This is a genomic window from Campylobacter concisus, from assembly GCF_002912425.1.
Classification (GTDB): domain Bacteria; phylum Campylobacterota; class Campylobacteria; order Campylobacterales; family Campylobacteraceae; genus Campylobacter_A; species Campylobacter_A concisus_AH.
The window spans coordinates 1-23612 of the sequence record NZ_POYR01000110.1 but is presented as its reverse complement, the minus strand read 5'-3'; the positions used below and the strand labels follow the sequence as shown (position 1 = coordinate 23612).

The 23612-nt window shown below is 40.7% G+C and carries 23 protein-coding genes and 1 pseudogene; 16 read left to right on the top strand and 8 right to left on the bottom strand.

Features of this window, described 5'->3' with window-relative positions:
- Window positions 1-274 precede the first annotated feature (274 nt).
- The 4 genes from CYP84_RS05555 to CYP84_RS10895 all read left to right on the top strand — a co-directional run bounded on the left by CYP84_RS05555 (window position 275) and on the right by CYP84_RS10895 (window position 2209).
- A complete protein-coding gene (locus CYP84_RS05555; RefSeq protein ID WP_219809671.1) occupies window positions 275-721 on the top strand; it encodes a PstC family ABC transporter permease in 447 nt (148 codons plus the stop codon).
- 202 nt (window positions 722-923) lie between these two features.
- Complete coding sequence (locus CYP84_RS05550; RefSeq protein ID WP_223232069.1) at window positions 924-1574, top strand: ABC transporter permease subunit; 651 nt, start codon at window positions 924-926, stop codon at window positions 1572-1574.
- Window positions 1543-1782 (top strand): ATP-binding cassette domain-containing protein, encoded by a 240-nt coding sequence (locus CYP84_RS10900; protein ID WP_219809669.1) that lies wholly within the window; start codon window positions 1543-1545, stop codon window positions 1780-1782. Before CYP84_RS05550 ends, CYP84_RS10900 begins: the two co-directional genes overlap by 32 nt.
- A gap of 85 nt (window positions 1783-1867) precedes the next feature.
- Window positions 1868-2209, top strand: a complete 342-nt coding sequence (locus CYP84_RS10895) for an ATP-binding cassette domain-containing protein (RefSeq protein WP_219809668.1) — start codon at window positions 1868-1870, stop codon at window positions 2207-2209.
- A 26-nt stretch (window positions 2210-2235) separates the two neighbouring features.
- On the opposite strand, the gene CYP84_RS05540 is transcribed toward CYP84_RS10895, so the two are convergent.
- From CYP84_RS05540 to CYP84_RS05525, 4 genes are read right to left on the bottom strand one after another with little or no spacing between them, the layout of a single operon-like run.
- On the bottom strand, window positions 2236-3108 hold the full coding sequence (locus tag CYP84_RS05540; RefSeq protein WP_103636925.1) for a carbon-nitrogen hydrolase: 873 nt from the start codon (window positions 3106-3108) through the stop codon (window positions 2236-2238).
- 1 nt (window position 3109) lies between these two features.
- A complete protein-coding gene (locus CYP84_RS05535; RefSeq protein WP_103636924.1) occupies window positions 3110-4036 on the bottom strand; it encodes a cation diffusion facilitator family transporter in 927 nt (308 codons plus the stop codon).
- Between the two features lie 2 nt (window positions 4037-4038).
- Window positions 4039-5007, bottom strand: a complete 969-nt coding sequence (locus CYP84_RS05530) for an agmatine deiminase family protein (RefSeq protein ID WP_103636923.1) — start codon at window positions 5005-5007, stop codon at window positions 4039-4041.
- A complete protein-coding gene (locus CYP84_RS05525) occupies window positions 5004-5249 on the bottom strand; it encodes a CBU_0592 family membrane protein (RefSeq protein ID WP_021089339.1) in 246 nt (81 codons plus the stop codon). Before CYP84_RS05525 ends, CYP84_RS05530 begins: the two co-directional genes overlap by 4 nt.
- A gap of 109 nt (window positions 5250-5358) precedes the next feature.
- On the opposite strand from CYP84_RS05525, the gene CYP84_RS05520 reads away from it, so the two are divergent.
- The 4 genes from CYP84_RS05520 (at window position 5359) to CYP84_RS05505 (ending at window position 8355) form a co-directional block, all read left to right on the top strand.
- On the top strand, window positions 5359-6012 hold the full coding sequence (locus CYP84_RS05520; protein ID WP_103636922.1) for an amino acid ABC transporter permease: 654 nt from the start codon (window positions 5359-5361) through the stop codon (window positions 6010-6012).
- Entirely contained in the window at window positions 5999-6667 is a 669-nt protein-coding gene (locus CYP84_RS05515; protein ID WP_103558188.1) for an amino acid ABC transporter permease, read from the top strand. The genes CYP84_RS05520 and CYP84_RS05515 overlap by 14 nt, the downstream gene beginning before the upstream one ends.
- A 1-nt stretch (window position 6668) precedes the next feature.
- The gene (locus CYP84_RS05510; protein WP_103636921.1) at window positions 6669-7406 is read left to right on the top strand and encodes an amino acid ABC transporter ATP-binding protein; all 738 of its coding nucleotides are present in this window, start codon (window positions 6669-6671) and stop codon (window positions 7404-7406) included.
- Between the two features lie 91 nt (window positions 7407-7497).
- On the top strand, window positions 7498-8355 hold the full coding sequence (locus CYP84_RS05505; RefSeq protein ID WP_103636920.1) for a cysteine ABC transporter substrate-binding protein: 858 nt from the start codon (window positions 7498-7500) through the stop codon (window positions 8353-8355).
- 440 nt (window positions 8356-8795) lie between these two features.
- Here CYP84_RS05505 and CYP84_RS05500 read toward each other — a convergent pair whose 3' ends face one another.
- The 3 genes from CYP84_RS05500 to groES all read right to left on the bottom strand — a co-directional run bounded on the left by CYP84_RS05500 (window position 8796) and on the right by groES (window position 12204).
- Entirely contained in the window at window positions 8796-10163 is a 1368-nt protein-coding gene (locus CYP84_RS05500) for a phosphomannomutase/phosphoglucomutase (RefSeq protein WP_103636919.1), read from the bottom strand.
- A 128-nt stretch (window positions 10164-10291) separates the two neighbouring features.
- Window positions 10292-11926, bottom strand: coding sequence for a chaperonin GroEL (gene groL / locus CYP84_RS05495; RefSeq protein WP_002940160.1), 1635 nt, complete (start codon window positions 11924-11926; stop codon window positions 10292-10294).
- Window positions 11927-11943: 17 nt separating this feature from the next.
- Window positions 11944-12204 (bottom strand): co-chaperone GroES, encoded by a 261-nt coding sequence (gene groES / locus CYP84_RS05490; protein ID WP_103636918.1) that lies wholly within the window; start codon window positions 12202-12204, stop codon window positions 11944-11946.
- Between the two features lie 168 nt (window positions 12205-12372).
- Here groES and CYP84_RS05485 point away from each other — a divergent pair, with 168 nt between their 5' ends.
- Window positions 12373-14916, top strand: a complete 2544-nt coding sequence (locus CYP84_RS05485; protein ID WP_103636917.1) for a tryptophanyl-tRNA synthetase — start codon at window positions 12373-12375, stop codon at window positions 14914-14916.
- Window positions 14917-16077: an MFS transporter gene (locus tag CYP84_RS05480; RefSeq protein ID WP_103636916.1), complete on the top strand. Its 1161-nt coding sequence runs from the start codon at window positions 14917-14919 to the stop codon at window positions 16075-16077.
- Window positions 16078-16758: 681 nt separating this feature from the next.
- Here CYP84_RS05480 and uvrB read toward each other — a convergent pair.
- Window positions 16759-18735 carry an excinuclease ABC subunit UvrB gene (gene uvrB, locus CYP84_RS05470; protein WP_103636915.1) on the bottom strand — a complete coding sequence of 659 codons (1977 nt, stop codon included), beginning with the start codon at window positions 18733-18735 and terminating at the stop codon, window positions 16759-16761.
- 125 nt (window positions 18736-18860) lie between these two features.
- Between uvrB and CYP84_RS05465 the strand changes: the two genes are divergently transcribed.
- The 6 genes and pseudogenes from CYP84_RS05465 to CYP84_RS05440 form a co-directional block, all read left to right on the top strand.
- On the top strand, window positions 18861-19094 hold the full coding sequence (locus tag CYP84_RS05465; RefSeq protein WP_002940382.1) for a hypothetical protein: 234 nt from the start codon (window positions 18861-18863) through the stop codon (window positions 19092-19094).
- Between the two features lie 23 nt (window positions 19095-19117).
- Entirely contained in the window at window positions 19118-19354 is a 237-nt protein-coding gene (locus CYP84_RS05460) for a hypothetical protein (protein WP_009293636.1), read from the top strand.
- Window positions 19351-19761 carry a type II secretion system protein gene (locus CYP84_RS05455; RefSeq protein ID WP_087583073.1) on the top strand — a complete coding sequence of 137 codons (411 nt, stop codon included), beginning with the start codon at window positions 19351-19353 and terminating at the stop codon, window positions 19759-19761. Before CYP84_RS05460 ends, CYP84_RS05455 begins: the two co-directional genes overlap by 4 nt.
- A complete protein-coding gene (locus CYP84_RS05450; protein WP_103636914.1) occupies window positions 19761-21611 on the top strand; it encodes a primosomal protein N' in 1851 nt (616 codons plus the stop codon). The genes CYP84_RS05455 and CYP84_RS05450 overlap by 1 nt, the downstream gene beginning before the upstream one ends.
- Window positions 21612-21662: 51 nt before the next feature.
- Window positions 21663-23118: pseudogene (locus CYP84_RS05445) on the top strand (MBOAT family O-acyltransferase).
- A gap of 10 nt (window positions 23119-23128) precedes the next feature.
- Window positions 23129-23612 (top strand): hypothetical protein (locus tag CYP84_RS05440; protein ID WP_180996389.1); only part of this gene is annotated, 484 nt, incomplete at its 3' end.

Genomic DNA, 23612 nt, shown 5'->3' with positions numbered 1-23612 from the left:
AAAAGAGATTAAAACAGTGTAATAGGTGGGCAGAGTCAGATGGGAATAAGAGACAGTATTTATAGTCTTCTTTAAAAGCCAAAACTTACAAATGGCTTATAAGCTAACAATATAAGGTCAAGCAATTACATCTCTAGCTCGTCCTTACTATTGCGAGCGCTTGGCTTAGACACGTGCTAGACTGGATGATAAGAATTCTAGCTGGCATACCTTCGATTATGTACGGATTTTCGCGCTTTACACGGTTGTGAAAATTTTAGAGTCAAGGCTAAAAATGTCCGCTGGAGAGTCGGTTTTAGCGGCAAGTCTCATACTTAGCGTTATAATACTGCCATTTTTTAAATCGCATTTGCTTCAAAGCGTGGGTCTGCTAAAGCAAAATTTCAAGACAAACTCTGACGCGCTTGGCGTAAGCACTGGATATTTTATACGTAAGGTCATTTTAAGAAAGCCGATAAAAGCTAGCATTTCAGGCTTTATACTTGCATTTTCAAGGGCAGCTGGCGAGACGATGGCTGTGATGATGGTCATAGGCAATACCCCGCTTTTTCCGCACCTGCTCTCAAAAGCTCAGACCATACCATCGCTAATAGCCCTTGAAATGGGCATGAGCGAGGCTGGCAGCCTGCACTATCACGCTCTTATTGCAAGCGGATTTGTCCTGCTTGTTTTTATCTTTATGCTAAATATTTTTATCTTTAAATTTGAGAAAAACAATTAACGCTTTTAAGGATTTTTTAGTCAAATTTTACGCCTATCTTTGCGTTTTTATCGTCATTGCGGTGATATTTTGGATATTTTATTTCATCTTTGCAAATGGCATCTCACAGATAAATTTAGACTTTCTAACCAAAAATCCGCAAGGTTTAAATTGAGGTGAGAGCGGCGGCATAAGAGACGCCATCATAGGCTCATTTTTGCTGATGATCCTCTCGATGATATTTTCAGCACTTCTTGGCGTTAGTTGCGCCATTTATAGGCAAATTTACTGCACTTCTAGCACGATAAAGCTTGGGCTTAAATTTATCATCCAAACGATGGCATCTATACCTTCTGTCCTGCTTGGTATCTTTGTTTGTGGGCTTTTTATCGTTACTCTTGATATCCCAAAGAGCCTGCTAACAGCTAGCATAACGCTTGCTTTGATGGTCTTTCCATTTGTTGAAGTAAGCGTTGAAAAGGTGATCTCGCAGATCGATGAAAAGATATTAAGAGATAGCTTCGCGCTTGGCGTTGATAAAAATTTCATGGCTAGAAAGCTAGTTTTGCCAACCATTAAAAAAAATATCATATCGATCTTGATACTCGCTGGCAGCTATGCCATAGGAGCCACCGCGCCGCTACTTTTAACTGGAGTCGTCTTCATGGCAAAGGCAGAAGGCCTGCTCTCACCAGTCATGGCACTGCCTTTTCACCTGCACATGCTCCTAAGCCAGTCAGTCGCAACACAAAATGCCTACGCTACGGCACTCGTGCTCATTTTTATATTGATCATTTTGCACCTGCTTTCAGCCGTAGTTTTATTTGATATAGGAGAGAAAATTGCCAGATATTTTAAACATAAAAGATCTTAGTATCTTTTACCAAGAGAATGAAATTTTAAAAGATCTAAATTTAAACATCTCCCAAAACAAGATCATCTGCCTAATGGGTAGCTCAGGATGTGTCAAATCAACATTTCTTTCAGCGCTAAATGGCTTTTTGGAGCAAAAAGGCGGCAGATATAGCGGAGAAATCCTATTTAAAGGTGAAAATATCAAAGATAAGGGCGAAATTTGGTGAAGACGAAAGCTAGCCATACTCTTTCAAGACGCCACGCTCTTTCCCTTTAGCGTAGAAAGAAATTTAACCTATGCGATGGAATTTTATGAAGGCAGTATATAAAGATAAGCAAAAAAGAGTAGAGGAGCTACTTAAAAGCGTAAATTTACTTGATGAGATAAATGACCTTGATATGCCAGCTAACAAACTCTCAGGCGGTCAAAAGCAAAGACTTTGCATCGCAAGGATGCTAACTACAAAACCAGAGGTGCTTATGCTTGACGAGCCTTGCTCATCGCTTGATATGAAAAATGTCTTGATCGTAGAGGAGCTTTTAAAAAGCTTGTCGCAAAAATATACGATCATCATCACCACGCACAACGAAGAGCAGGCAAAAAGGCTTGGCGGCAGGATAGTCCGCATAGTGGATAAGAAATTTGCATTTTAAAAGAGCTAGAAATTCTAGCTCTAAATTTAGTCGATAAACCTCTTTGTGATATTTGCGTAGGCATCGATCCTGCGGTCACGTAAAAATGGCCAAATTCTGCGAACTTCTTCACTTCTTTTCATGTCTATCTCAACGATTTTGCATAGCTCGCTATGGCTATCTGCGCGGAAAAGCTGCTCGCCTTGTGGCCCAAAAACAAAGCTATTTCCCCAAAACTTAATCCCATCCATCACGCCACTATCATCTTTTTCAAAGCCCACACGATTTACTGCGACCACTGGCAGGCCATTTGCCACGCTGTGGCCTCTTTGCACTGCTACCCACGCTTCAAGCTGTCTTGATTTTTCATCATCACTATCGCCCTCAAACCAGCCAATAGCCGTTGGATAGATGAGAATTTTCGCCCCTTTTAGTGCCATTAGCCTTGCAGCTTCTGGATACCACTGATCCCAGCAGACCAAAACGCCAAGCTTGCCAAGGCTAGTTTCAATAGGCTCAAAGCCAATATCGCCAGGCGTGAAGTAAAATTTCTCGTAAAATCCAGGGTCATCAGGGATGTGCATTTTTCGGTATTTGCCGGCCACACTGCCGTCACGCTCGAAGACAAAGGCGGTGTTGTGATAAAGTCCATCAGCCCTCTTTTCAAAGAGCGAAGTGACTAAAACTACGCCGTTTTCCTTAGCCACCTTGCCCCAAAAAGCGACATCTTCTTGCCAGTCGTTTGCGTGATCAAAGAAATTTGTATCCTCGCTTTGGCAAAAGTACTGCGTCTGGTGTAGCTCTTGGCAGACCACGAGATCAGCGCCACCTTTTTTTGCCTCAGCTATTAGCTCAAGCGTCTTTGCGATGGTCGCTTCTTTTGTCCCTTTAAATTCTTGTTGAAGTAGTGCTACTTTCATCTCATCTCCCTTCTTTGTCGTTATATGGGTCTAAATGCGTGGTTATCTGCCACGAAAATTCCTTAAATTTCTCTCTTATCTCAGCTTCAAGCGAGTCAGCCACCTCGTGCGCGTCGTAAAGCGAGATATCTTTGTCAAAAACTAAATGCAGCGTTAAAAATATGGTATTTGCGCTCTGTCTTGTGTTTAGGTAGTGAAAGTCTGAAATTCTCTGCTTTGCCTTTATCATCTTAATGATCCCCTCTGTGATCTCAGGGCTTGCTGCGTGATCTAGCAAGACACCAAAGGCGTCTTTGCCAAGGCTTATGGCGCTTTGAGCGATGTATCCACTTATCACGATACCAAAGATCGCATCTATCATCACAAATCCGCTAAATTTAATAATAAGCAGCGAGATGATGACTGCTAGGTTGCTAAAAAGGTCGATCTTATAGTGCAGCGCGTCTGCTTTTATGATAAGGTTGCCACTTTTTTTAGAAATTTGGTTTAAAAATAGCACCAAACATAGCGTCACCAAGACCGAAAAGACCATCACACCAAGGCTTAAGCCAAGGTCTATCTCTAAATTTGGTTCGCTAAATTTCTTAATACTCTCATAAAATATATATCCAGCAGCCACAACGATGATAACGCACTCAAATAGCGCTGCTAACGCCTCTAGCTTTGTGTAGCCAAAGTTAAATTTCTCATCAGCTTGCTTTCTTGACTTTCCAAGCGCAAATAAATTTAAAAGCGACACAATAAAATCAAGCATTGAATCAATCGCCGAGCCAAGCACAGCGACCGAACCACTAAAAAGTCCCGCTGCAAATTTGACAAGTGCGAGCAAAAAGGCGCAAGCTCCAGCTGCGATAACTGCCTTATTTTCGCCCTGCGTACACTCCTGCTTATTTATGCGGTTAAACTCATAATCAAACGGACTTCCCAAACTTAAGACCTTTTGTATCTATTTTGGCTTGAGCAGTGAAGCGAGCCATTTTGACGGACAAAAACTAGCGAATTTACACCGATGATCTTTCTATCTGGCAGTGCCTTGGCAAGTAAATTTAGCACCTTTTCATCGTTTTCGTCATTATATGTTGGCACGATTAGCGCACCATTTATAAAGATAAAATTTGCGTATGTGCAGCCAAGCCTTTTACCATCATAAAATTTAGGTTTTGGTAGCGGCAAAGCAAGTAGCTTAAAGCCAGTTTTTTTAAGCTCATCTTCCATCCTTTTAAGCTCATCAAAGTGCTCATCGCTCTTGTCATCGCAAGCTGCATAAGCTACCGTATCAGGCGTGATAAAGCGAGCTAAAGTGTCGATGTGACTATCTGTGTCATCGCCTCTTATAAAGCCATTTTCAAGCCAGATGATACGCTTTAGACCAAATAAATTTTTTAATTTTTCTTCGATCTGCTCTTTGCTAAGCGCTTTGTTTCTATTTTCATTTAGCAGGCATTTTGAGGTGGTTAAAAGCACGCCATCTCCGTTAAATTCAACACTCCCACCCTCTAGTATCATATCAACTGGCTCAAGCTTAGTTTTATAAATTTTAGCTAGCTCTAAATTTATCGCATCATCTTTTGAGCTCTTAAATTTACCGCCCCAAGCGTTAAATTTAAAGTCGTAGCTCTTTACGCCGTCCTTGGTGCAAACATCGATCATACCGTAGTCTCTGATCCAAGTATCATCAGTCTCAAGCTTAACAAACTCTACATTTTTAAATTTCTTAAACCTAGTAAAATTTGCCTCATCAGGGCAGATGAGCACCACCTTTTCATAGGGCGTAACAGCAGCCACAAGCTCCTCATAGCCCGCCAAAATCTCCTCTAAATAAGGCTCCCAGTCGCTCTTACTATGTGGCAGCGATAAAAACAAAAGCTCCTGCTCTTCCCACTCTGCGTATGCTCTCACGCTCTCTCCTTGTAAATTTTATAAATTCCATAAATCGTAATGATTATCCAAAAGACCTCTATCAAAAATGAGCCGAGGTTAAAGTGCACAAAAAGCGAGATTATAAGTAGCACCGCACCTGCTAAATTTATGATCTGGTAGGCTAGATCGCGGCTATTTAGGCGGCCGATCTGGAGTAAAAAGTAGCCCATCACGATGCAAATCATCCCTAAAAAGCCGATGATCTGAAAAAGATCGATCAAATTTTATCCTTTTTGTAAGCTTAAATTTAAAGCGTGATCATATCTAATTAGTTTTAAATTTATGATTATGGGATAAAATAACTCCATTTTTCAGATTGGATTAATGTTTATGGATTTTGAGTTTATTGAGAAATTTTACCCCCTTTTTGTAAAGGCTGGGATTCTCACCTGTCAGATCGCCTTTTTGGGGATCGTTTTTTCTGTTTTGATAGGCATTTTTTGCATGGCTGTGAAATTTTACAAGCTAAAATTTCTCTCAAAACTAGTTGATTGCTATGTTGAGCTTTCAAGAAACACGCCGCTTCTTATCCAGCTCTTCTTTTTATATTACGGCTTGCCAAAGCTTGGAGTGTCGATGAGTGGCTTTACCTGTGCGGTCGCGGGACTTAGCTTTCTTGGCGGCAGCTACATGAGCGAGAGCTTTAGACTTGGCTTTGAGGCGGTGAGAAGGTCGCAGATAGAAGCAGGACTTAGCATCGCACTCAGTAAAAACCAACTCTTAAGATATGTCATCTTGCCACAAGCCTTTAGCGTGGCACTTCCAAGCATCAGCGCAAACGTCATATTTTTACTAAAAGAGACAAGTATCGTTAGCATCGTAGCGCTTGCTGATCTAGTCTATGTCGCAAAAGATCTCATCGGACTTTACTACAAGACAGACGAGGCGCTTTTTATGCTAGTTATTAGCTATCTTGTCATCATCTTGCCAGTCTCGCTGGCGCTTAGCTACGTCGAAAAAAGGGTGAGAAATGCAAGGAGTTAGTATATTATTTGACACGCAAAATTTACTAAGACTGCTTGAAGGTCTTGTAGTAAGCACTGAAATTTCACTCATCTCTATCATCATCTCCGTCATAGGTGGTCTCATACTTGGCGTTTTGATGAGCATGAAAAATAAATTTGTCTATTTTGTTCTAAAAATTTGCCTCGAGATCGTTCGTATCATGCCTCAGATCGTCTGGCTATTTTTATTTTACTTTGGCGTTAGCAAGGCTTTTGATATCCACATCTCGGCATTCACCGCCTCACTCATCGTCTTTAGCCTTTGGGGCGTTTTTGAGATGATGGATATCGTGCGAGGAGCGATCACCTCGATACCAAAGCACCAGTTTGAGTCAGCCGCCTCACTTGGACTTAGCAAATTTCAAATTTACTTTTATGTCATCATCCCGCTTGCTACTAGAAGGCTGGTGCCTGGAGCTGTAAATTTACTAAGCCGTATGATAAAAACGACCTCTATCGTCGTTCTAATCGGCGTTGTAGAGGTGGTCAAAGTCGGCCAGCAGATCATCGAGCGAAATGTATTTACAAATCCTATGGCGCCATTTTGGATATACACGCTCATATTCTTTTTATATTTTGCGATCTGCTATCCAGTCTCAAAGCTATCAAAAAAATTAGAAGAAAAATGGAGCTAAAATGAGCGAAAATATCTTAGAACTTAAAAATTTAAATAAATTTTATGGAGAGCTTCACGCTTTAAAGGATATAAATTTAGATGTTAAAAGCGGCGAAGTGGTCGTGCTTCTTGGGCCATCGGGATGCGGCAAGAGCACAACTCTTAGGTGTATAAACGGCCTTGAGAGCATAGCAAGCGGCGAGATCATCATAGACGGCGAAGTGATAGACGCTAAATTTAAAGAGTGGCAAAGGATCCGCCAAAAGGTAGGCATGGTCTTTCAAAGCTACGAGCTGTTTGATCATATGAACGTCATCGATAACGTCCTTCTTGGGCCTTTAAAGGTGCAAAAAAGAGATAGGGCCGAGGCTGAAAAGACGGCTAATATGTGGCTAAGCAAGGTTGGGCTACTTGATAAGAAATTTGCCTATCCAAAGGAGCTAAGCGGCGGCCAAAAGCAGCGTATAGCCATCGTTAGAAGCCTTTGCTTAAACCCTGAGATCATGCTATTTGACGAGGTTACGGCTGCGCTTGATCCTGAGATCGTTAGAGAAGTGCTTGACGTGATACTAAATTTAGCCAAAGACGGCATGACGATGCTAATAGTCACCCACGAGATGAGCTTTGCAAGAGCAGTTGCAAATAAGATCGTATTTATGGACGCTGGAGCGATCGTGGAGATCAGCGAGCCAGAGGAGTTTTTTACTAATCCAAAGAGCGATCGCGCAAAGAAATTTCTAAATTTATTCTCATTTTAGAAAAAATAAGAGATAATTTGCCGTTTTTTCAAAATGCGTTTAGAGCGAGATTTGGTCGCTCTTATTTACTAAATTTTCTAAAGGAGAAAGAGTGAGAAAATTTAAATTTTTCTTATTAGCATTAGTCGCTACCGTCTTTCTAACGGGTTGTGGTGATGACAAAGGTGCGGACAAAGCAGCCGCTTCAAATCAAACTGACGCTATCGCAAAGATCAAAGAGCGTGGATATATAAGGATAGGCGTTTTTAGCGACAAACCACCATTTGGCTACGTCGATAAAGACGGCAAAAACCAAGGCTATGACATCTACTTTGCAAAACGCATCGCAAAAGACTTACTTGGCGATGAGAGCAAGGTCAAATTTGAGCTAGTAGAGGCTGCTGGCAGGGTCGAAGTGCTCACAGCTGACAAGGTCGATATCACGCTTGCAAATTTCACAAAGACACCTGAGCGCGCGCAAGTTGTTGATTTTGCGCTTCCATATATGAAGGTCTCTCTTGGCATCGTTAGCCCAGAAGGTGCTGTGATAAAGAGCGTCGATGAGCTAAAAGACAAGACATTAATCGTCAATAAAGGCACAACAGCAGACGCATTTTTTACAAAAAATTATCCTGATATCAAGCTTTTAAAATATGATCAAAACACTGAAACTTTCGCGGCTTTGGTTGATAAAAGGGGTGCAGCTCTAGCGCATGATAACGCCCTACTTTTTGCCTGGGCGAAAGAGACTCCTGGCTTTGTTGTAGGCGTTGAAGCACTTGGCGATGTGGATGTGATAGCTCCAGCTGTCAAAAAGGGCAACAAAGCCTTGCTTGAGTGGCTAAATAACGAGATCATCGAGCTTGGAAAAGAAAATTTCTTCCACAAAGACTATGACGCAACGCTAAAACCGATATATGGTGACAGCGTAAATCCTGAATCTCTAGTCGTCGAAGGCGGCAAACTTTAAATTTAATGGCGTAATCTTTACGCCATCTCTCTTTTTAAATTTAACAAATATATTTGCAAGCTTTACAGCAAGCGACATCACTTTAAAATCCAGACGGCGGTTTTGCAATTCTTGTCAGCAAGCTGTTGGGTGGGTTTTATAATAATGTTTCTAATTTTTTGTCAGTAAGTGGAACTGCTTTAAAATCTATGATGAAGTAGCTTTGCATACCTGAGCGCTAAACGAGAAAAATAAGCTTATAGCGTAATGAACTCTTTTTGAAAAACACCGATACCGATAGGCTATTTGTTGATTTTAAATTCTATATATTTGATACTACAAAGCATGTATGCAAAGAAAAAAATCATCGAAAGATTGAGAAAGATATGTCTTTTTGAATATTTAAATAAAATTTTAAAAAGCATTTTGGAGTAAATTTAGCCCAAAATGTTTTTTGTAAGCTACATTAAGCTCTTTAGTAAATTTGTCACTTTTTGCTCGATCTCTTCTAGAAATTCCTTGCTCTTTGCTTCAAACCTAGTAACGATAACCGGTGTTGTATTTGACGCACGCACCAGTGCCCAACCATTTTCAAACTGAATTCTTATGCCATCAATATCAATGATATTTTTTATCTTTGGCAGGTCACAACCCTCGTTTTTCACGCACTCTTTTAGCTTGGCAACTATCTTAAATTTAGCCTCGTCAGTCGTCTTTATCTTGATCTCATCGGTGCTAAAGACAAGTGGCATCTTATCAAGCTCGCCGTCAAGATCAAAGCCTTTATGCACTAGCTCAAGCACCCTCATCATCGCATAAAGCGCATCATCAAAGCCAAAATAGCGCTCTTTAAAGAAAATATGTCCGCTAACTTCAGCAGCGAGATCTACGTTTAGCTCTTTCATCATTTTTTTGATGTTGCTGTGTCCGGTCTTACCCATGAAAACTTCGCCGATTTTTGCGATCTCATCATACATATTTTGTGAGCATTTTACTTCGCCAAGCACCTTTGGATGTTTCATATTTAGCGCATAAAGATAGGCTAGCTCATCGCCTTTTATATCTCTTTTCGGCGTTATCACGGCGATCCTATCGCCATCTCCGTCAAAGCCAAATCCAAGGTCAAATTCCTTCTTTTCGATGAGCGAAAATATCTCTTTTAAATTCTCTTTTTCGCTTGGGTCTGGGTGGTGATTTGGGAAATTTCCATCTGGATCTTCATATAAAATTTTCGCATTTAGTCCAAGTGCCTTGACGATAGGCACCAAACTCACACCTACAGCGCCATTTGCGCAGTCGATGACAAAAGGCTTTTTGAAATTTTTTAGCTCACTAAATTCTTTTACAAAAAACTCAACGTATTTTTCTAAGATGTTAAATTTCTCACAGCTCTCATCGTCTGCTATTTGCTCACCAGAGGCGATTATCTCATTCACCTTATCTTTTAAAATTTGCAGATCTTTGCCAAAAAAACTATCCTTTTTGATAGTGATCTTAAAGCCGTTATAATCTTTTGGATTGTGAGAGCCCGTGATCATGATGTTTGCGTCGAAATAATCAGCATAAACGCTAAAGTAGCCAACAGGAGTTGGAAGCAAGCCGATGTTATAAATTTTAAAGCCACCAGCCTTGTTTAGACCGCTTAGCAGGTACCTAAAAAGCGTGCTAGCACTTAGCCTTGCGTCAAAGCCAACGCTTAAAGTTTTCACGCCAAATTCGTTAAATTTCTTACCCAAAGCAAGACCTATAGCCTTGACGCTGTCCTCTGTCAAGTCTTTCTCAAAAATGCCGCGGATGTCGTATTCTCTAAAAATTTCATCATATTTCATTGTAAATTCTCCCTAAAAGAATGCAAAAATAATACAAGAATAAATTTAAAAAGGAGTAAATAATTTTATAAATTTAGTGAGGTAAAAATATAAATTCGAGCTAGAAAGCTCTAGCTCGAAAAGGGCTGCTACATCATTCCGCCCATGCCACCCATTCCGCCCATGTCAGGCATTGCAGGCATTGCTTTTTCTTCTTTTATCTCGCTGATAGTTGCCTCAGTCGTTAGTAGCAAGCTAGCCACGCTAACAGCGTTTTGTAGCGCAACTCTCTCAACTTTAACTGGATCGATGATGCCAGCTTCAAACATATTTACATATTCTCCAGTTGCAGCGTTAAAGCCAAAATTTGCATCTTTGCTTGTCTCAACTGCATTTGCTACTACGCCTGCGTCAAAGCCAGCATTCTCAGCGATTTGGCGAAGTGGAGCACGAAGCGCTCTTCTAACGATCTCAGCGCCGATTGCCTCATCGCCTTGTAAATTTAAATTTACGCTCTTTGAAGCGAGGATAAGAGCTGAACCGCCACCTACTACGATGCCCTCTTCTACAGCTGCACGAGTAGCGCTTAGAGCGTCATCTACGCGGTCTTTTTTCTCTTTCATCTCAGTTTCAGTCGCAGCACCTACTTTGATAACTGCCACGCCACCACTTAGTTTTGCAAGGCGCTCTTGTAGTTTTTCTTTGTCGTAGTCGCTTGTAGTCTCAGCGATTTGCGCTTTGATCTGAGTTATTCTAGCATCTATTGCTGACTTCTCGCCTGCGCCATTTACGATAGTTGTGTTATCTTTGTCGATAACTACGCTTGAAGCTTGTCCAAGATCGTTTATAGTAGCGCTCTCTAGTGTTCTGCCTAGCTCTTCGCTAATGACTTCGCCACCTGTTAAGATAGCGATATCTTCAAGCATCGCTTTTCTTCTGTCACCAAAGCCCGGAGCTTTAACAGCTGAGATGTTTAGCACGCCACGAAGTTTATTTACAACAAGCGTTGCAAGCGCCTCACCCTCAATATCTTCAGCGATGATTAGAAGTGGTTTTCCACTCTTTTGCACTTGCTCAAGCACTGGTAACAAATCTTTTAAATTTGTGATCTTCTTGTCAAATAGTAATATAAATGGATTGCTTAGCTCAACTTGCATCTTTTCAGGGTTTGTGATGAAGTATGGGCTTAGATATCCGCGGTCAAACTGCATACCCTCAACAACGCTTAGCTCATCTTGGATAGACTTTGCCTCTTCTACTGTTATGACGCCGTCTTTGCCGACTTTTTCCATCGCATCAGCGATAAGTTTGCCGATACTTTCGTCTGAGTTTGCAGAGATAGTAGCGATCTGAGCGATCTCTTTTGAGCCAGAAACTTTTTTAGAGATATTTTTTAGTGCATCTATAAGAGCTGCTACTTCTTTGTCCATACCACGTTTTACTTCGATAGGATTTGCGCCAGCAGTTACGTTTCTAAGACCCTCTTTAAATATCGCGTGAGCTAGCACAGTTGCTGTTGTAGTGCCGTCACCTGCTTGGTCGTTTGTCTTGCTAGCTACTTCTCTAACTAGGCTTGCACCCATGTTTTCGATAGTATCTTTTAGCTCAACCTCTTTAGCCACGCTAACGCCGTCTTTTGTAATGTTTGGAGCACCAAAGCTCTTTTGGATAAGGACATTTCTGCCTCTTGGTCCCATTGTCACTTTTACAGCGTCATTTAGTTTTTTTACGCCCTCGTATAGGCGATTTCTTGCATCATCAGAGTAAAAAATTTCTTTTGCCATTGTCTTTCCTTTTTAAATTATTTAATCACGCCTAAAATGTCGTCGATGTTTAAAACAAGATATGTTTTATCATCTAAATTCACCTCAGTGCCAGCGTATTTAGCAAATACTACTTTTTCGCCAACTTTTACGCCCTCAGCTTCAACACCAACTGCTTTTACCTCACCGCTTAAAGGTTTTTCTTTTGCGTTATCAGGTATAATTATGCCCGAAGCTGTCGTCTTTGTCTCTTCTACGCGTTCGACTAGGACACGCTTGCCTAATGGTTGAAAGTTCATTGTTCATCCTTTTAGTTTAATTGTCTTTTTTAGCACTCTTTATTTTTGAGTGATGAAATCCTAGCATTTTTTTCTGAAAAAGTCAATAATTTATAGTGAATTTTATTAAAAACTTTAGTCTAAGTGACTAAAGTTTTATGATATGTAAAACTAATATAAAGGAATTTTATGAAAAAAATAGCTTACATAGTTGGCGCGCTTGTGCTCATAGTAGCTTGTATCTTTGGCTTTATCTTTAGCTCTTTTGGCAATAAATTTATAGCCAGTAAAATAGAAAAAGAGGCGCTAGCTCGTGGTATCGATGTCAAATTTAAAGAGTTTAACCTTGGTCTTAGCACCTTAAATTTAGAAGCGACAGTAATGGATGTCATAAATTTAAAGGCAAATGGCGAGCTCTCCTTGCTTGCTCAAAGTATGAATTTAAACATAGATATAAACGCCGACAAGGCAAAGGCTAGCGAGCTTGGGTTAAAAAAAGACGTCGCGCTTAAAGCAAACGTAGCTGGTAAATTTAGCGACTTCAAGCTAACAGCAACTGGCACGGCGCTTGGTTCAAATATAAATTTAAACGCAAATTTAAAGGACTACCTGCCAAAAGCTCTAAATCTTGACGCTAAAAATATCGAGCTTTCTGAGATCTCAGCTCTGGCTAAAAAGCCAAATTTAGCTAGCGGTAAGCTTGATCTAACGAGCAATATGCAAGGAGTTGATGAGAAAAATGAGCCCATCATTAACGCTCAAATTTTAGCAAGCGATGCAGCGATAAACAAAGAAATTCTTAAAAACGAATTTGGGCTAGATTTAGCAAAAGATATAAACTTTAAAGGCGGCGTAAATGCTAAATTTGCAAATGAAAAAGTGAGCGCAAAAACAATTATCATCGCACCTGAAGCCACTTTAAAAGCAAACGATACAACCTATGATCTAGCTAGTAAAAATTTAAAGAGCGACTTTTCGCTAAATGTGCCTGATCTTGCTCTTTTTGGCAAGCTCTTAGGCGAGCAGCTAAGCGGCACAGTGGATGCAAACGGCGAAATTACAATGCAAGAAAATGCTCTTAAAAACTTAAAAGCTGAGATAAATGGCCTTGGTGGCAAGATAAATGCAAATTTTGATAGTAAAAATTTAGTTCTAAATGCCGTAAATATCAAGCTAAAAGAGCTTCTAGCACTTGCTTTGCAGCCTAGCTACGCAGACGGAGAGATAAATTTAAACGCAAATTTTAGCGGCTTTGACGAGCTAAAAAAGCTTGCAGGCGAGGCTAAATTTGAGATAAAAAACGGCCTTATAAATAATGGTCTTGCAAAGCTTAAAAATGCGGCGAAATTTGAGCTAAAAGGCGGTGCCATCGCAAAAGGTGAGCTTGTAAATTTTGACGCAAACGTGCTTAGTGACCTTGGCGAGCTAAAGGATGTAAAGGGCGTTTTTGACATAAAAAACAGCCAAATTTTTAGCAAATTTGCCCTGCTCATTAGCGACCCTGAGAAATTTAAAGCGGTTAGTGGCTTTGAGGTTGGCTCAAAGATGGCGCTAGCGGGCGATGTGAAGGTTAAAGATAGCAAGATAGATGAGCTAAATTTAGGAGGCGATGCCTTTGCTGGCAAGCTAAACGCCACCATAAAAAATGAAAATCTTGATCTTAGCCTAAAAGAGGCGCAGTTAGGAGAAATTTTAGCACTTAGTGGCAACGACAGACTGGCAAACGCCAAGGCAAATGTCCAGGCAAAGGGGCAAAATATCTTTAGTAAAAGCCCAAGCGTCGCTGCAACGATCGCTTTAAATGAGGGTAAATTTAACGCCGCAGCGCTTAGTAAAATACTTGATAAAAAATTCCCAGAAAACGAGAAATTTAGCTCAAATTTGAGCCTAGACTATAAAGGCGACATGGCGAAATTTAGTGGCGACTTTCTTAGCTCGCTAGCTGATATAAAGGACATAGATGGCAGCTTTGACACGGGCAAAAGCACACTAAACCTAAAGCTTCAAGCGGTGGTTTCAGAGCTAAATAAGCTTGCATTTTTAGCTGGCCGAGAGCTTCACGGTAAATTTGCAGCCCTCGTAACAGCAGATGGCAAAGTGGATGATCTAAGCGTAAAAGCCACTTCAGATGATCTATTTAAGGGCAAACTAGAGGCAAACTACAAAGGTGGCACGCTTGATGCAGTGCTAAAAAACTTCGAAGTCAAGGGGCTAACGCAGACTTTGGGGCTAGAGCATCTTTATGATGGCAACGGCGATGCTAAATTTGACTATGAGACAACGCAAAGGGTGGGCAAATTTGACATCTTACTAAAAGAGGGTCACCTAGCCAGCACAAATCTCACAAACAATATAAAAATCTTCACCGGCAAGGACATCACAAAAGAAATTTACAAAGACGGTAAAATTTACGGCGATATAAAGGGCGACAACATCATCTTTAACGTAAATTTAAGCTCGCCAAAGAGCGATATAAAGGTTACAGGCGGCACTTATAATACCGCGACAAAAATGCTTAATGCGCCGCTTGTTTGCAGGCTCGAAAAGACTGACCTAAACGTGCAAATTTCAGGCACGACAGATAATCTAAAATACGACGTCAGATCGCAATATCTTGAAAATAAGGTCAAAAAAGAGATAGGTAGATTTTTAGACAAAAAGCTAGGCGGCAAAGATAGCAACTCTAACAGCGACAAACAAAATTTAAAGGGGCTTTTAAAAGGGCTATTTTAGATGAAAAAGGCGGAAAATTTAAAGTATCTAATGGGGCTTGGGCACTTTTGTAGCGACATAAACCAAAGTGCGCTTGGCGCGATGCTGCCATTTTTCATCGCGAGCTACCACTACGACTACGCAACAGCCGCCTCGCTCGTGACCGCCACAAATTTAGCAAGCTCGCTCATCCAACCACTAATCGGCCGCTTAAGCGACAAAAAAGAGCTACCCTACGTCATCCCGCTTGGGCTGCTGCTTGCAGGCGGGGGCATGAGCCTAACTGGCTTTGTCACAAACTACTACATCATCTTAGTTTGCGTGATGATAAGCGGTATCGGCGCCGCGCTCTTTCACCCAAGCGCCGCAAGGATCGTAAACTACGCCTCAAACGCTAAAAATAGAGCCAAAAGCATAAGCATATTTTCATTTGGTGGCAACGTGGGCTTTGCAGTTGGACCCATTTTAGTCGCCGTTTTTGTGGGAAATTTTGGCCTAAAAGGGACGCTAATTTTCATCATCCCTCAAATTTTTCTAACGCTTTTATACCTTAAAAAGGGCAAATTTATAAAAGCGCTAGAAGGCAATCACAAAAAGCAAATTTCACAAAAAACAAGCGCTCTAAAAGACGATCTGGGCGCATTTTTAAGGCTTTGTCTGTGTATATTTTCACGCTCTATCGTCGCATTTGGCTTTGCGGCATTTTTTAGCATCTACCTCATCAAAATTTTTGGCCTTAGCAAAGAGGCTGCAAATGTAAATTTAAGTATGTTTTTTGCTGCAGGTGCGATCTCTACGCTATTTGGCGGGGCTCTAGCGGATAGATACGGCCTAGTTAGACTCATCAAAATAAGCCTAAGCATCGCCGCACCGCTAGTCGTGCTAATGCTCTTTATCGACAGCTACGCGCTATTTCTCGTGGCCTCCATGTGCGTAAGCGCCTGCATCAGCCTATCTTTTAGCCCCTCTATCGCCCTTGCACAGCTTTATCTGCCAAACCAGATCGGCCTAGCCTCAGGCGTAACGCTTGGGCTTAGTATAACAATCGGCGGTATATTTGCAACGGTCATCGGCAAGATCGCTGACATCTTTAGCCTAACGCACTCATTTTACTTTATCGCCACAGTTTCGCTCATCTGCACGGTGTCGAGCTACTTCTTAAAGCCAGTTAGCAAGATATAAATTTACAAAAATAGCTCGCTAACAGCGTATAGAACAGCCTTGCTGTCGTCTCTGATGCTGTAAGCGATCTTGCCACCTCTTTTTGACGCCTGAAGTGATACGATCTCGCTTTTGCCAAGCTCTTTTGCCCAAAATGGCGCCAGATGACAATGCCTTGAGCCACAAATTTGTAAATTTTATTTTTTGGGCTTTAAATTTGCTTGGTAGATGAAATTTGATACGAGCTAAAATTTAGACAAAACTTGTCAAAGAGAAGAAATTTTTGCTCCTCTATAAAGGCAAGGCAAATTTAAAGACTAAAAGAGCCAAGCCATGGCGCTTAGGGTGGTGGTATTTTGCAGTAGTTTTTATTTTAAAATTTAAAAGGCAAAGTGTCTTGTGATGATTTTAAATGCTAAGAAGAAATTTTCGACCGAAGATAGAACAAATAAATTTAAGCCATTAAGACAAGAATTTTTTGTTTTGTTTGGTAGTTTTTAAACCCTAAGATGCAGTATTTTTTTGCTTGCTTCGCCTTGCTTGCAACGAGACTTCGCTATGAGGAGCTGAGCCATGGATTTTGGGCGGCAGTATTTTGTGATAGATTTAAATGTTGCGCAGTTAAAATTTGCGCAGACTAGACAAATGGTCTGTCGAGCAAAATTTTAGCAAGCTCATTTAAAGATACACAAAAGACAACGCTTATAACTTTCTCATCTTTGCTATCTCGTCGCGCAATGCCGCTGCCTTCTCAAACTCCAGCTGCGCCGCCGCTTCAAGCATCTGCTTTCTTAGCTCTTTTACGATCGCGGCTCGCTCGCTCGCAGGCATTTTTTCCAGATTTGCGCCTTTTCTTAAAATCTCCGTACCGTCCTCGACGTGCAGACTCTCTTCGATATTTCTACTTGCAGAGTGTGGCGTTATGCCGTGAGCTTTGTTGTATTCATCTTGAAATTTACGTCTAGCAGTCGTCGTATCGATCGCCTCTTTCATGGACTTAGTTATCTTTTTGGCAAACATTAGCACCTTGCCATTTACGTTTCTAGCCGCGCGCCCCATCGTCTGTATAAGGCTCGTTGTCGAGCGCAAAAAGCCCTCTTTATCAGCGTCCATGATCGCTATCAAGCTCACTTCAGGCAGGTCAAGCCCCTCACGGAGCAAATTTATGCCTATTAGCATATCAAACTCGCCACTTCTAAGCCCTCTAATGATCTCATTTCGCTCGATCGCGTCGATGTCTGAGTGCATATATTTGACCTTTATGCCAAACTCGATGTAGTAGCGGCTTAGCTCCTCAGCCATCTTTTTAGTTAGCACCGTAACTAGCACACGCTCACCTCTTGCAATGACCGCCTTTGCCTCGTCAAATAGCGCTTCTACTTGATTGTCACTATCTTTTATCTCGATGATCGGATCAAGTAGCCCCGTAGGTCGTAAAATTTGCTCATAGACATGCCCCTGACTGATACCAAGCTCATACTCGTTTGGCGTGGCTGAGACAAAGAGAAATTTAGCCTTTTTGCTTATAAACTCGTCAAATTTAAGCGGCCTGTTATCAAGCGCTGATGGCAAGCGAAATCCATACTCCACAAGCACCTCTTTACGGCTCCTATCGCCTGCATACATGCCCCTAAACTGCGGCAAACTCACGTGGCTCTCATCGACGATAACTAGATAGTCCTCGCCACTTATCTCAAAGTAGTCAAACATCGAGTATGGCGTCTCTCCGGGCTTTTGTCCAGTTAGGTGGCGTGCGTAGTTTTCGATGCCTTTACACATGCCAGTACTTGCCATCATCTCAAGGTCAAACTCCACCCTTTGCTTTAGTCTCTGCGCCTCAACTAGCTTGCCCTGCTCGTTAAATTCTTTCAAGCGCACATCAAGCTCCTCTTCGATCTCTTTCATAGCGATCTTTAGCCTATCAGCGCCCACGATAAACTGGCTGGTCGCATAAAGCGTAAATTTAGAGATGTCCTTTAGCCTTTTGTTATCAAGCACGTCAAAATGATACATCGCATCGATCTCATCGCCAAAAAACTCGACCCTTAGGGCTTCGTCGTTGTAGTAAGCTGGGTAAATATCCACCACATCGCCATTTACACGAAAGTCGCCCCTGTCAAAGTAGTTGTCATTGCGCTTATAGCCCATATCCACAAGCTGCTCTAAAAGCTTTCTTTGGCTTATCTTCTCACCCACGCTAAGATATGCCACCATCCCTTTATACTCGCTTGGATTACCAAGGCCGTAGTTTGCAGAGACTGAGGCCACGCACACGACGTCGTCAAAGCTTAGCAAGCTAGCAGTCGCAGAGAGACGCAGGCGCTCAAGCTCATCATTTACCGAGCTATCCTTTTCTATATATAGGTCGCTTCGTGGGATGTAGGCCTCTGGCTGATAGTAGTCGTAGTAGCTTATGAAGTACTCGACATGGTTTTTTGGGAAAAAGCCCTTAAATTCGCTGTAAAGCTGAGCGGCAAGGGATTTATTGTGCGTCATGATGAGCGTTGGCATATTTAGCTCACGTATGACATTTGCCATGGTGAAGGTCTTGCCAGATCCTGTGACGCCTAGAAGTGTTTGATATTTGTTGCCTGATTTTATGCTTTTTACTATCTCTTTTATAGCTCTTGCTTGGTCGCTGCTTGGGCTAAATTTAGATGAAATTTCAAATTTACTCATTGATCGCCTTTAAATTTGGGCGAATTTTATAGCAAAGATAGTGCTTTGTCAAATGAGAATTTTAAAAAGAATTTAGCCTCTGCGTGTTAGAATACGGCATTAATTATTATTTTAAAGGAACCTTTATGTTTGAAGATAATGCGATCTTAACCACACTAAGCGATAAAGTAAATGACCTCATCACAAAATACGATGAAGTTTGCAGAGTAAATGAAGAGCTACGTAACGAGATCGTAACATTAAAAGCACAAAATGAGGCAAAAACCAACCAGATCATGCGCCTAGAAGAGGATTTAGATAAGAAAAATAGCGAAGCTGATGATGTAATGAAAAAGATCGAAGCCGTCCTTGGTAGATAAGCTAGGCATTTTTGGCATAAAAGATGAAACAGATCACGCTCACCGTATCATCTCGCGACTACACGATAACGCTTGATGATGATTTTGCTGAAGTTTTTGAGCGTGACTGGCAGAAATTTATGGGGGGAAAGAAATTTATCGAGCCTCGTGAGCTTATAAACGCCTTTGTCGAAAAGAGCTACGAGAGCTACACAAATTTGCGCGTCGTAAAGGACGTCACAAAAGAGATAGAAGAGATACTAAAACCGGAAAATAAATGAAAAAAAGAGCTTTTACCCTAATAGAAATTATATTTGTCATCGTCATACTTGGCGTCTTGAGCGCTATTGCTATACCAAAGCTTTTCTTCACTAGAAGCGACGCCATAGTCGCAAACGCAAAAACGCAAATCGCTGCCATAAAAAGCGGCATCTCACTAAAATACAACGATAGCGTCCTAAAAGGCACTCCAGCATATCCAGACGCGCTTGATGATGGGAATAAACTTTTCAACAAAGTAATAAGCGTAAATATCGCAGACAGCGGCACAAAAAACGGCTGGCATAAAACTGGAGCAACAACTTATACCTTCAAACTAGACGGACAAACAGCAAATTTCACTTATAACAAAACCACTGGCGAATTTGACTGCCAGAGCAGCGACGGACTTTGCAGCGCTCTTGAGTGATGAGATACTACGAGGTCGTATTTAGCGGGGTAAATTTAGCTGCACTCACATATAAAAGCGAGCTAGATATTGCGCCGTTTCGCGCCGTCACTGCAAAGCTTAGGGGTAAAAGTCTAACTGGCTTTATCCTGCGCGAAGTGGATGAGCCAAGCTTTAAAACAAGCTTCATTGATGAAATTTTACCCATTAAGTTAAACGATATCCAAGCAACTTTAGCTAAATTTATCGCCTACTACTACACCTGCGAGCTTGGCGTTGCTATAAATTTATTTGAACCACAAAGTCTTGTGGATGATGAAATTTATAGTGGCGCAACTGACTTTAAAACGCCAAATTTAAGCCCAAAACAGCTTGAAGCACTAAATTTTATAAACGCGCGAAAAAGCTCGCTCATCTTTGGCGACACTGGAAGCGGCAAAAGTGAAATTTACATCGCTAAAATAAGAGAAATTTTAAACGAAGGCGGCCAAGCACTATTTTTAATGCCTGAAATTTCACTAACTCCGCAGATGCAAAAACGCTTAGAGAGCTTCTTTGGCGAAGCGGTAGCTGTGTGGCACTCAAAGATCACGCCAAAGAAAAAAGAGCAAATTCTAAAGGACATCAAAAACGGTAAGGCAAGACTAATAGCTGGAGCTAGATCTGCCCTATTTTTGCCACTTGAGAGGCTAAAACTCATCATCATCGACGAAGAGCACGACGATAGCTACAAAAACACAGGCTCAAAGCCCCACTACAACGCAAGGGATCTCGCACTCTTTTTAACTAGCAAATTTGACCTGCAAGTGGTACTTGGAAGCGCCACGCCAAGCCTCACTAGCTTTTACAAGCAGGAGCACTTTCGCCTAAAAGGGACATACTTTGCGTCGCAAAAGAGCTATATATTTGACGAGAGCGAGACTGGCATAAGCGAAATTTTAAAAGAGCAGATCGCAAAGACGCTTGAAAACAAAAAACAAGCCGTTATCTGCCTGCCAACAAGGGCAAATTTCAAGTATCTTGTCTGCAAAAACTGCGGCGAGACGGTGAAGTGTCCATTTTGTAGCATCGGCATGAGCTACTATAAAAAGCAAAACGTGCTAAAGTGCCAATACTGCGAGCACAAAATGGCCGTGCCAAAGACCTGCCACCAGTGCGGCAGCGAGATGATAGAGGCTAAAAAGATCGGCACGAGTGAGCTTTTAGAGAGGCTTCAAGCTGAGTTTGCAAACGCTAGGATCGCTAAATTTGACAGGGACGAGATCACGACGCAAAATAAGCTTGTAAAGGCTTTAAAAGAATTTAACGACGGCAAGATAGATATCCTGCTTGGCACGCAGATGTTAAGCAAAGGACATGACTATCACAACGTCGAGCTAGCCGTCATCATGGGCTTTGACGAGCTTTTAAATTTTCCTGATTATAGAGCTAGAGAGCGGACACTTGCCCTTGCCATGCAAGTAGCTGGCAGAGCCGGCAGAAACGGAGCTGGCAGGGTCATCATCCAAAGCAAACAAAGGGAGTTTTTCGAAGGCTTTATCGGCGACTACGATGCATTTTTAAAGGAGGAGATCAGCTACCGAGAGGGTCTGTATCCGCCATTTGCTAGGCTGCTTCGCGTGGTCATCTCGCACAAAGATGAGAGCACGGCAAAGGGCGCAATGAACGAATTTGTGCAAAGGCTGGAGCCACTAAAAGGCGATGAGCTCGAGATCGTTGGATACGGCAAGTGTCAGGCTGAGTATCTTGTGGGTAAATTTAGATATGAAATTCTGCTTCGCTCAAACTCGCACACCATGCTTTTAAAAGCGGCAAACCTCTGCAAAAGCGAACTTAGTGATATCGATATAGATCCGGTAAATTTTAGTTAGTGATTAGCCAATGTTTATTATAATCTCACCAAAAATTTAACGGATACATCAATGCTTTTTAACTCTTACGAATTTATATTTTTATTCTTGCCATTTATATTTTTTATATACTTTTACCTAAACAAAAAGCGCCTCACAGAAGTAGCAAAGGGCTTTTTGGTTCTATCATCTCTATTTTTTTACAGCTGGTGGAATGTCATTTATCTGCCGCTAATCTTAGGCTCAATGGTGTTTAACTACTGCTTTGGGGTGGAGCTAAACAAAGAAAATAGTAGAATTTCTAAAAAATTTATTCTTATACTAGGCATTGTGGCAAATTTAATGCTACTTGGATATTTTAAATATTCAGACTTTTTCATAAGCAATGTAAATTTTATATTTAATACCCAGATACCTCATTTAAATTTACTATTGCCTCTTGCAATATCGTTTTTTACCTTTCAACAAATAGCCTATTTGGTTGATAGTGCTACGGGGGGGGGGTACGAAGCAGTATGATTTTTTGAACTACTGCTTATTTGTTACCTTTTTTCCGCAACTAATCGCTGGTCCGATCGTTCATCACAAAGAGATGATGCCGCAGTTTGCAAATTTAAAAAATAGAGTAATCAACTATAAAAATATAGCACTTGGTCTATTTATATTTTCGATAGGGCTTTTTAAAAAAGTGGTTATCGCTGATAGTTTTGCTGTTTGGGCAACAAATGGTTTTGACAAGGCGGCTGTCTTAAATTTATTTGAAGCATGGGCAACTAGCCTAAGTTATACATTTCAGTTATATTTTGACTTTAGTGGATACTGTGATATGGCTATCGGTGCAGCGCTTCTTTTTAATATCAAGCTTCCAATAAACTTTAACTCACCTTATAAAGCCTTAAACATTCAAGACTTTTGGCGCAGATGGCACATAACACTAAGCAGGTTTTTAAGAGACTATATCTATATCCCGCTAGGTGGTAACCGCAAAGGCAGGCTACGAACATACGCAAATTTAATGGCAACCTTTATAATAGGCGGTATATGGCATGGGGCTGGCTGGACATTTGTCTTTTGGGGATTTTTGCATGGCGTTGCCTTGGTTATTCACAGAATTTGGAGCGAACTTGGCTTTAAGATGAATAAAATTTTGGCTTGGTTCATAACATTTAACTTCATAAATATTACTTGGGTATTTTTTAGAGCAAAAGATTGGGACGATGCTTTAAAAGTTTTAAAAGGGATGTTTGGGCTGAGTGGTATTGTTTTGCCAAATTTTCTATTGGCAAAGCTTGGGTTTTTAACTAAATATGGAGTTGGGTTTAATAACTTTATAGAAAGAGTTGGAGACAAAAATACATTTTTATTTATTTTATTTGGTTTTATTTTAGTTTTAGTATTTAAAAATAGCTTGCAAATTTTAGAACAATTAAAATTTAATTTGAGCAATATTCTATTATCTACTATTATTTTTACATTGGCTATTCTTTTATTAAATAAAATTTCTGAATTTCTATATTTTAATTTCTAAAGGATATAAAATGAAACCTGTAAAATGGATAAGAATTTGGATTATAACGATAATAGCTTTATTTATTTTAACCTTCTTGATAATTTTTATAATTAATCCTTATTACATATATGAAGTAAACTTATTTAATTTTAGAAAGGTAACAGTTTACGATAAATCAAGAGAAATAGAACCTGTAATAATAAAACAAATAAAGCCATTTTCAATTGCGCTAGGAACATCAAGACCAAAATATGGCATAGATGTTAGTCATGAATATTTTAAACCTGTCTCATATAATCTTGCAATTAGTGCTGGAAGTATATATGAAAACAAACAATTATTTAAACTCTCAATACAACAAGAAAATTTAAAACATGTTTTGTTATGCCTTGATTACAGGATGTTTAACCTAAAAGATAAAGAGAACGAAGGGATAATAAGTAATTCTAGTAAAATAAAATATATCTTTAGTTTTGATGCCTTAATAGATAGTTTTAAAACAGTATTTGAAG

What these genes read in the sequence shown, in the direction of transcription:
- CYP84_RS05550 (WP_223232069.1), top strand. Translation starts at nt 924, where the DNA reads ATGATCCTCTCGATGATATTTTCAGCACTTCTTGGCGTTAGTTGCGCC.
- CYP84_RS05460 (WP_009293636.1), top strand. Translation starts at nt 19,118, where the DNA reads ATGAAACAGATCACGCTCACCGTATCATCTCGCGACTACACGATAACG.
- CYP84_RS10895 (WP_219809668.1), top strand. Translation starts at nt 1,868, where the DNA reads ATGAAGGCAGTATATAAAGATAAGCAAAAAAGAGTAGAGGAGCTACTT.
- CYP84_RS05485 (WP_103636917.1), top strand. Translation starts at nt 12,373, where the DNA reads ATGAAAAAAATAGCTTACATAGTTGGCGCGCTTGTGCTCATAGTAGCT.
- CYP84_RS05480 (WP_103636916.1), top strand. Translation starts at nt 14,917, where the DNA reads ATGAAAAAGGCGGAAAATTTAAAGTATCTAATGGGGCTTGGGCACTTT.
- CYP84_RS05500 (WP_103636919.1), bottom strand. Translation starts at nt 10,163, where the DNA reads ATGAAATATGATGAAATTTTTAGAGAATACGACATCCGCGGCATTTTT.
- groL (WP_002940160.1), bottom strand. Translation starts at nt 11,926, where the DNA reads ATGGCAAAAGAAATTTTTTACTCTGATGATGCAAGAAATCGCCTATAC.
- CYP84_RS05515 (WP_103558188.1), top strand. Translation starts at nt 5,999, where the DNA reads ATGCAAGGAGTTAGTATATTATTTGACACGCAAAATTTACTAAGACTG.
- CYP84_RS05450 (WP_103636914.1), top strand. Translation starts at nt 19,761, where the DNA reads ATGAGATACTACGAGGTCGTATTTAGCGGGGTAAATTTAGCTGCACTC.
- groES (WP_103636918.1), bottom strand. Translation starts at nt 12,204, where the DNA reads ATGAACTTTCAACCATTAGGCAAGCGTGTCCTAGTCGAACGCGTAGAA.
- CYP84_RS05455 (WP_087583073.1), top strand. Translation starts at nt 19,351, where the DNA reads ATGAAAAAAAGAGCTTTTACCCTAATAGAAATTATATTTGTCATCGTC.
- uvrB (WP_103636915.1), bottom strand. Translation starts at nt 18,735, where the DNA reads ATGAGTAAATTTGAAATTTCATCTAAATTTAGCCCAAGCAGCGACCAA.
- CYP84_RS05510 (WP_103636921.1), top strand. Translation starts at nt 6,669, where the DNA reads ATGAGCGAAAATATCTTAGAACTTAAAAATTTAAATAAATTTTATGGA.
- CYP84_RS05555 (WP_219809671.1), top strand. Translation starts at nt 275, where the DNA reads ATGTCCGCTGGAGAGTCGGTTTTAGCGGCAAGTCTCATACTTAGCGTT.
- CYP84_RS05465 (WP_002940382.1), top strand. Translation starts at nt 18,861, where the DNA reads ATGTTTGAAGATAATGCGATCTTAACCACACTAAGCGATAAAGTAAAT.
- CYP84_RS05540 (WP_103636925.1), bottom strand. Translation starts at nt 3,108, where the DNA reads ATGAAAGTAGCACTACTTCAACAAGAATTTAAAGGGACAAAAGAAGCG.
- CYP84_RS05520 (WP_103636922.1), top strand. Translation starts at nt 5,359, where the DNA reads ATGGATTTTGAGTTTATTGAGAAATTTTACCCCCTTTTTGTAAAGGCT.